The sequence below is a fragment of the Providencia sp. JGM181 genome (genome assembly GCF_018257375.1).
Classification (GTDB): Bacteria; Pseudomonadota; Gammaproteobacteria; order Enterobacterales; family Enterobacteriaceae; genus Providencia; species Providencia lanzhouensis.
In genome coordinates this window covers 1-7,959 of sequence record NZ_JAERJY010000157.1, presented here as the reverse complement: position 1 = coordinate 7,959, position 7,959 = coordinate 1, and the positions used below count along the sequence as shown (strand labels likewise).

Annotated in this window: 7 protein-coding genes; 4 read left to right on the top strand and 3 right to left on the bottom strand. The window is 42.1% G+C overall.

Features of this window, described 5'->3' with window-relative positions; genetic code table 11:
- Positions 1 to 540: 540 nt before the first annotated feature.
- Positions 541 to 1,755 carry a selenium metabolism membrane protein YedE/FdhT gene (gene yedE / locus JK188_RS15310; protein WP_211886684.1) on the top strand — a complete coding sequence of 405 codons (1,215 nt, stop codon included), beginning with the start codon at positions 541 to 543 and terminating at the stop codon, positions 1,753 to 1,755.
- Positions 1,752 to 1,991 carry a sulfurtransferase-like selenium metabolism protein YedF gene (gene yedF, locus JK188_RS15305; protein ID WP_006657165.1) on the top strand — a complete coding sequence of 80 codons (240 nt, stop codon included), beginning with the start codon at positions 1,752 to 1,754 and terminating at the stop codon, positions 1,989 to 1,991. Before yedE ends, yedF begins: the two co-directional genes overlap by 4 nt.
- Before the next feature lie 40 nt (positions 1,992 to 2,031).
- On the opposite strand, the gene JK188_RS15300 is transcribed toward yedF, so the two are convergent.
- Together JK188_RS15300 and rdgC are read right to left on the bottom strand one after the other, a co-directional pair.
- Positions 2,032 to 2,547: a GNAT family N-acetyltransferase gene (locus tag JK188_RS15300; protein WP_211886682.1), complete on the bottom strand. Its 516-nt coding sequence runs from the start codon at positions 2,545 to 2,547 to the stop codon at positions 2,032 to 2,034.
- 236 nt (positions 2,548 to 2,783) lie between these two features.
- Entirely contained in the window at positions 2,784 to 3,689 is a 906-nt protein-coding gene (rdgC, locus tag JK188_RS15295) for a recombination-associated protein RdgC (RefSeq protein WP_211886680.1), read from the bottom strand.
- 176 nt (positions 3,690 to 3,865) lie between these two features.
- Between rdgC and mak the strand changes: the two genes are divergently transcribed.
- Together mak and JK188_RS15285 are read left to right on the top strand one after the other, a co-directional pair.
- Positions 3,866 to 4,771, top strand: coding sequence for a fructokinase (gene mak, locus JK188_RS15290; RefSeq protein ID WP_211886678.1), 906 nt, complete (start codon positions 3,866 to 3,868; stop codon positions 4,769 to 4,771).
- 512 nt (positions 4,772 to 5,283) lie between these two features.
- Positions 5,284 to 7,233: a bifunctional 2',3'-cyclic-nucleotide 2'-phosphodiesterase/3'-nucleotidase gene (locus tag JK188_RS15285; protein WP_181478013.1), complete on the top strand. Its 1,950-nt coding sequence runs from the start codon at positions 5,284 to 5,286 to the stop codon at positions 7,231 to 7,233.
- Positions 7,234 to 7,496: 263 nt separating this feature from the next.
- On the opposite strand, the gene JK188_RS15280 is transcribed toward JK188_RS15285, so the two are convergent.
- Positions 7,497 to 7,796: a type 1 fimbrial protein gene (locus JK188_RS15280; protein ID WP_154637598.1), complete on the bottom strand. Its 300-nt coding sequence runs from the start codon at positions 7,794 to 7,796 to the stop codon at positions 7,497 to 7,499.
- Positions 7,797 to 7,959: the final 163 nt, after the last annotated feature.

Here is a 7,959-nt window from a genome sequence, read left to right as displayed (position 1 = left end):
CGAGTTTTTTATTTTTCAATTTACTAATGCTAGGGAATAAATAAAGTACTAGTTGCTGTTTGATTAGGCTTTATATTAAAAATAAATATAATCAATCATACTCGAGTGTACGATGTTCAGTTGTTAGAAGTAAGTTTGGATGTTATTACTGAAGTCAAATGGGCTGACTTTAGACGACACACAGCAAAATGATGTAATAAAAATATTTCATATTATACTCCTCTATAAATAAGATAAGACTATACTTCCATGCGCCATCATTAAGATGGCGTTTTTTTTATGCATATTTATTTATCTTTCAAGCATCAACTGTACCCTCAGAATTTATGTGAAGAATCGGTGATATGCTGTGTGATTAAGCATGTGGTTAAATCAATCTTTCTGAGAGTATTCATAATTTATTATTTAATGATAAAAAGTATCAGAGTATGATGTGCACCTCTTCGCTGTGGGGCATTTAGCTATACACCATGTAGCAACACATCATACAACAGCGAAATTCTTTGCCAGGTACTGGCTTGAAACATTCTGGAAGTAAAAATGACTTGGTCTGAGTTTAAATCTCACTATCTCATCGGTTTTTGGAAACCGTTACCTGCGGTGATTGCGGCAGGTATCTTATCGACTTATTATTTTGGTTTAACAGGTACTTTTTGGGCTGTAACCGGTGAGTTTACTCGCTGGGGCGGGCATATCATGCAGCTATTTGGTGCGCATCCAGAAGAATGGGGCTATTTCAAAGTTATTGGTTTTCAAGGTTCGCCACTTGATCGAATTGATGGCGTGATGATTATCGGTATGTTTGCTGGCTGTTTTGCCGCGGCACTTTGGGCAAATAATGTCAAAATTCGTATGCCGCAGCATCGGGTTCGAATTTTTCAAGCCATCCTCGGTGGGATCATTGCTGGATTCGGCGCTCGTCTAGCGATGGGATGTAACTTAGCCGCATTCTTTACAGGTATTCCACAATTCTCGTTACACGCTTGGTTCTTTGCTGTAGCGACTGCGGTCGGCTCTTACTTCGGAGCTAAATTCACCCTGCTGCCAATGTTCCGTATTGCGGTAAAATTGAAAAAAGTCTCAACAGCATCGCCATTAACTCAAAATCCGAATACAGCTAAAAAACGCTTTAAATTAGGCATGGCTATCTTTGCTGTCGCACTTGCGTGGGGCTTTTATACACTGCTGGATGCACCAGTCATGGGCTTTGCTATCTTATGTGGGATTGGTTTTGGTTTACTGATTGAACGCGCTCAAATTTGTTTTACCTCCGCGTTTCGTGATTTATGGATCACTGGTCGTACTCATATGGCGAAAGCGATTATCATTGGTATGGCGGTCAGTGCAATAGGTATTTTTAGTTATGTGCAATTGGGCGCGACACCTAAGATTATGTGGGCAGGTCCAAATGCCGTGATTGGTGGATTACTATTCGGTTTTGGTATTGTCTTAGCGGGTGGTTGTGAAACTGGTTGGATGTACCGTGCCGTTGAAGGTCAAGTTCATTACTGGTGGGTTGGTTTCGGTAACATTATCGGTGCGACTATCTTAGCGTATTACTGGGATGATTTAGGTCCATGGCTGGCTACAGACTTTGACAAAGTGAACTTGCTAGAGACATTTGGTCCGGAAGGCGGCTTGCTCGTCACATACGCTTTATTAGCCATTGCATTTATTTTGATGCTGGTATGGGAAAAATATTTCTTCCGTAAACGTGCCCAAAAACTGGCGAATACTTTCATGGAGGCCGCATGAGCCATAAAGAAATAGTACCGGATTATCGATTAGATATGGTGGGCGAACCTTGCCCATACCCTGCGGTTGCGACGTTAGAAGCGATGCCATCGTTAAAACCTGGAGAGATATTAGAGGTGGTGAGTGATTGCCCGCAATCTATCAATAATATCCCTTTAGATGCCAAAAACTATGGTTATAAAGTGTTGGATATTCAACAGGATGGTCCAACTATCCGCTATTTAATTCAGAAATAGAAGCCTGAAAAAGGCGGGGAAACCCCGCCTTTTTCAGTATTTATTCTTCAATGTCCTGCCAGCTAGCAAGATCCAGCACTAATTCACACTCGTCATCGATATAACCGCCAGTCGGAATAAAGCCAAGTTTTTGGTAAAACTCAAATGGGCTCTCTTCTCCTTCACCACAACTATTATACAGCCGTGGGTAACCTTTCTTTTTCAAGTAACGGATCACCTGAATTAATGCTTCACGACCAAATCCTAATTTTTGGTAAGGCTCGGCTATCATAAATCGCCATAGCATAATGCCATCGTATTCAAGCTCATCATCATCTAGCCCAGAATGCAGCATAATGAATCCTACAGGGATATCATCCGCATAAATGCCTCGATACCAAGCACAGTCAGAGAATTGCGCCTCAACCATGGAATAGGCATTATCTGCCACCATGCTACGCTGTGCTTCACTGAGTGTATGGCTCAGTAAACAGATTTCCGAAAAGTTTTCAGCTGTTACCTTCTGCAAGGAGACAACGGAATTTTCATCCACTTCTGGCTCGATGAACTCTATCATAACCATTCCTTCGCTCGAATATTGACCAAAGCTTCACGAGGAAGCTGCTTGAGTTGTTATTATTGAATAATCAAAATTGCTACTGATTTGTTACATGGATGTAATTTAATCAACCAGAGATCGAGGAGGCAGTCAATGACTTAATTGTGGCTATGCAAGCGGGGTCTAAAAAGAAAATGGCAACTTGCGTAAATGCCCGTTGCCATCGTGAAGTTAGGATAAAAAGCTAAATAATATTAATGTTCGGCTTCACCGCCCAGAACATCAATTAGGCGAGCGATTAAGGCACTGAGTTCGCCTGTCATCAGAATATAATCAGCATCAAATTTCTGAGCGAAATCTTCTTTAGGAATATCGTCATTTTGTTCTTTTAGTTTTTCACTGAATTTCAGTTTCTTCAGGGAGCCATCATCTGACAGCATAAACTGAACGCGCTCTTCCCAATCTAACGATAATTTAGTGACTAATTTGCCAGCTTCAATATGGGTGGCAATTTCGTCAGAAATTAGGTTTTGTTTCTTACAACGGATGATCCCGCCTTCTTCTAAAATCGCTTTTAATTCCGCTTCATCCATAGCGGCAAAACCTTGAGGTAATGCACCAGAACGCACCCATTCAGTCAGGGTTAACTCAATTGGGTCTTTAAAGGTCAGGGGAACAACAGGAAGCGAGCCTAAGCTTTTACGTAATAACGCTAAATTATCTTCGGCACGCTTAGCACTAGCGGCATCAACAATAATTAGCTGATTAACGGTATCAATCCAAATGTAGGTTTTGCTGAATTTACTGAATGCACGCGGAAGTAAATCATGAACCACTTCATCTTTTAGCGAGGCTTTTTCAGTTTTTTTCAGTTGGCGACCTTGGTCCGCTTCTAATTTTTCAATTTTCTCTTGTAATGCTTGCTTGATCACGGGGGATGGCAGCATTTTATCTTCTTTCTTGGCACAAATAAGAATTTGGTTATTTGCAGCATGGGTGAGTGCATCTGCGCCACGCATTGGCGGCACCCAGCCCGTTTTCATCATGTCTTGGCTTCCACAAGGGGTATAAGCTAGCGGCGCAAGTTGTCTTTCCAGATCATCCGCGGAGAGTGCCAAATCCCGATTCAGGCGATAGACCAATATATTCTTGAACCACATGAAAAACCTACCTTTGTCATTAAAAACATGTTTAGCAAGGCGGACATGATAGCGAATTGTCCGTTATTAAGCGAAAAAAAATGCCCGCCATTTTGCGGTGTTTTACTTTCTATAAAGGTCGTCTAATAATGTAAGCAGGCAATTAAATGAAAAATAGATAATAAGTGAGTGCCATTATGAGAATAGGGATTGATTTAGGCGGTACAAAAATTGAAGTGGTCGCGCTGGATGATGGTGGCAATATTCTATTTCGTCAGCGTATGCCAACGCCACGAGGTGATTATCAAGGCACTCTCGATGCAATTAAGCATTTAGTTGATGAGGCGGAAGCGGCAACGGGTCAAGTTGGAAGTGTGGGTTTAGGGATCCCTGGAACACTTTCTCCAGTGACGGGAAAAGTGAAAAATGCCAATTCCACGTGGTTAAACGGACAACCATTCGATAAAGACCTTGCTCAATGTTTAGGTCGTCCAGTGAAAATGGCCAATGATGCCAATTGTCTTGCTGTTTCAGAAGCCGTTGATGGCGCAGGGGCAGGCGCTAAAGTGGTGTTTGCCGTGATCATTGGAACGGGTTGTGGGGCTGGAATCGCCATTAATGGGCAAGTTCATTCTGGTGGAAATGGCGTCGCAGGCGAATGGGGACACAACCCTTTGCCATGGCAAGATGACCAAGACCGACTATTTCTGGCTGACGAAAAATGTTATTGCGGGCTGAGTGGCTGTACAGAGCAATTTGTCTCCGGTACGGGATTTATGGCGGATTACAAAAAACTGGCCGGAGAATCCAAAACAGGCACCGAAATTATTCAATTGGCGCGAAACGGCAATAAACACGCGATAAAAGCCTTTGAACATTACCAAAATCGTCTAGCAAAAGCGTTAGCACAAGCCGTCAACATGCTAGACCCAGACGTCATAGTGTTAGGGGGCGGAATGAGCAACGTCGATGAGCTCTATGAAAATTTGCCAGAAAAAATTCGTCAATGGGTGTTTGGTAGGGAGTTTGATACGCCAATCAGGAAGGCGGAGCATGGGGATTCGAGTGGGGTGCGGGGGGCGGCCTGGCTATGCTCTTCCTAATTTGCCCCATGACGTTGTTAGCTGCTCTCTCTAGCCCTAGTCACATACTTATGTATGCTCCTAGGGCTTAGCCTCCCTTGCCGCCTTGCCACAACGCGAATTATTTAGAGCATGTTCTAGAGTTAAAAAAGGCAAAAGATAAAAGCAAGGCAAAAGCAAAAGAAGGGCAAAAGTGAAAATGAGCTGGTGGATTTGTCTACTTATAAAGTGAGTGTTGGTGAGTTATTCGGGGAATAGCGGGTTTTATCGATAACTCAAATAATAGCGGTGATTTTTATCGGATAAATCTATTTTTGTGAGCTATATAAAAGTCGGGATTCATAAATGGACTAAAACCGTGATTTAGTCACAAAAAATGGTTACTGTTTGCAGGCATTATCATTAAAACTTGATATCCAACACACAGTGACAGGCTCAATTTCGGGTATGGTTGGGTTCTTGACCAATAACCATGAAATGAATCTGGACTTTATGAGAGGCATTCTCTCAAAAGGCAACAAAGGGGATTTAACGTGAAAAAGGCTCTAAAACTTTCATCGTTGGCACTGCTGGTGGCATTTAATGCCAACGCTGCCACGGTTGACTTGCGTGTCATGGAAACATCCGATGTACACAGCAACCTCATTGACTTCGACTACTACAAAGACAAATCTACTGAACAATTTGGCCTAGTACGTACTGCGACATTAATCAAAGCCGCGAAAAATGAAGCCACCAACGCTATCCTCGTAGATAACGGGGACTTAATCCAAGGCAGCCCACTGGCTGACTATATGGCGAACAAAGGCTTAAAAGAGGGAGAATCTCACCCTGCTCATAGCTTAATGAACACCATGGGCTACACCGTCGGTAACTTTGGTAACCACGAATTCAACTTTGGTTTAGATTACCTGAAACAAGCCATTGCAGGCGCGAAATTCCCTTACGTCAACGCCAATATCGTTGATGCTAAAACCGGTGAAAACTACTTCAAACCGTACATTATTGTTGATACTCCGGTAAAAGACCGTGATGGTAAAACACATACCATTAAAGTCGGTTATATCGGCTTTGTTCCGCCACAAATCATGATTTGGGATAAACCAAACTTAGAAGGCAAAGTGAAGGTGAATGACATCACTGAAACCGCTAAAAAGTTTGTGCCGCAAATGAAGAAAGAGGGCGCTGACCTGATTGTGGCAATTCCTCACTCAGGATTCTCACAAGAGCCATACAAAGCGATGGCAGAAAACTCTGTGTACTATCTCAGTGAAGTCCCGGGTATCAACGCCATTATGTTTGGTCACTCTCACGGTGTGTTCCCAAGTAAAGAATTTGCTGATATTAAAGGCGTCGATGTTGCCAAAGGCACAGTCAACGGCATTCCAGCAGTTATGCCAGGACAGTGGGGTGATCATTTAGGCGTGGTTGATTTGGTGGTTAACAATGACAGCGGCGATTGGAAAGTGGTTGAAGCTCAAGCCCATGCCCGCCCTGTTTATGATAAAGCCAATAAGAAAGCACTGGTTGAGCGCGATGAATCACTCGTGAAAATCATCCAAGAGCAGCATCAAGGTACCCGTGATTTCGTGGGTAAACTGATTGGTAAAGCCTCTGAAAACATGTACAGCTATTTGGCATTAGTTCAAAGCGATCCAACGGTTCAGATTGTGAATGATGCTCAGATGGATTACACCCGTAACTTTATCCAAGGCGACCCAGATTTAGCTGATTTACCAGTATTGGCCGCAGCGGCACCATTCAAAGCCGGTGGACGTAAAAATGCGCCTTCTGAGTTTGTTGAAGTGGAGAAAGGGGATTTAACTTTCCGTAATGCGGCGGACTTATATCTCTATCCAAATACCTTAGTGGTAGTAAAAGCAACAGGTGCGGATGTGGTTGAATGGTTAGAGTGCTCTGCGGGCATGTTCAACCAAATTGATGCACAATCAACTAAGCCACAAAGCCTGATCAACTGGGATGGTTTCAGAACCTATAACTTTGACACCATTAGTGGTGTGAATTACCAAATTGACCTGACTCAGCCAGCTAAATATGACACCGATTGCCAAGTGGTGAATAAAGATGCAAATCGTATCAAAAATGTGACTTACCAAGGCAAACCAATCGATCCTAAAGCGGCATTCTTAATCGCGACTAATAACTATCGTGGTTACGGCGGTAAATTTGCAGGTACTGGTGATGCGCATATTGCATTTGCTTCACCAGATGAAAACCGTGCAATTTTAGCGGCTTATATCGCTAAAGTGTCTAAAGAAAAAGGCGAAGTGGTTTCGAAGGCGGATAATAACTGGTCCTTCACGCCAATTAAAACCGATAAAAAACTCGATGTACGTTTTGAAACTTCACCAAGTGAAAAGGCTGCCGAGTTTATTCAGCAACATGCTCAATATCCAATGAAAAAAGTGGGTACTGACGATATCGGTTTTGCTATTTACCAAGTTGATTTAACCGCTAAGTAATAGCAGTCATAAAATATTGATAACCGAAAGCCTGTCACTTGTGTCAGGCTTTTTTTCATAGAAATGTATATTCGATGACATTCGTATGAAAAAAAGATTATGGAAAGCATCATGGCGGAAAGGTGCATAGAAGAACAGAAAAATAGCTGACTGGCTATGTGATAACAAAAGCGGATTAATATAGAAATAAAGTTCGGGGAGTTTAAACTTAAGAGTAAATGGCAGCTCCCCGAAATATTATGCTTATTAGATCTTCAATTAACTTATTCATAAGTCACGTTTAACATAGGTAATTTACTGTGTTTGTCATATTCAACTTTGACATACTCGGATTCGATTTTTTTACCATTTTTCAATGAACCTGATGCAGTGACTGTTTTACCATTACGATAACAATCCACATTTGCATGGGTTTGATTCACGATATTGACTTCACACTGAGGCTCATAGATATAACCACCAAATGAAACTGTACCTCCTGAAGATGGGTTGATATTACTTGCAAAAGAACAACTCGAAATGAAGATTGCCACTACAGTAGTTAATAAAGATAAACGTTTCATAGTCCACCCCCTTAATAACACTGACCACCATCCAATACTGCTTCTGTGCTCTTATTTTTAGTGTAGTTCAAATGCCGATAATGCAAAAATAAAAGTTTAAAAAACACCCAAACCGCCGCATCAGAGGATGATACTTCGGGGGTGAAATAGGGATTAAGATAGG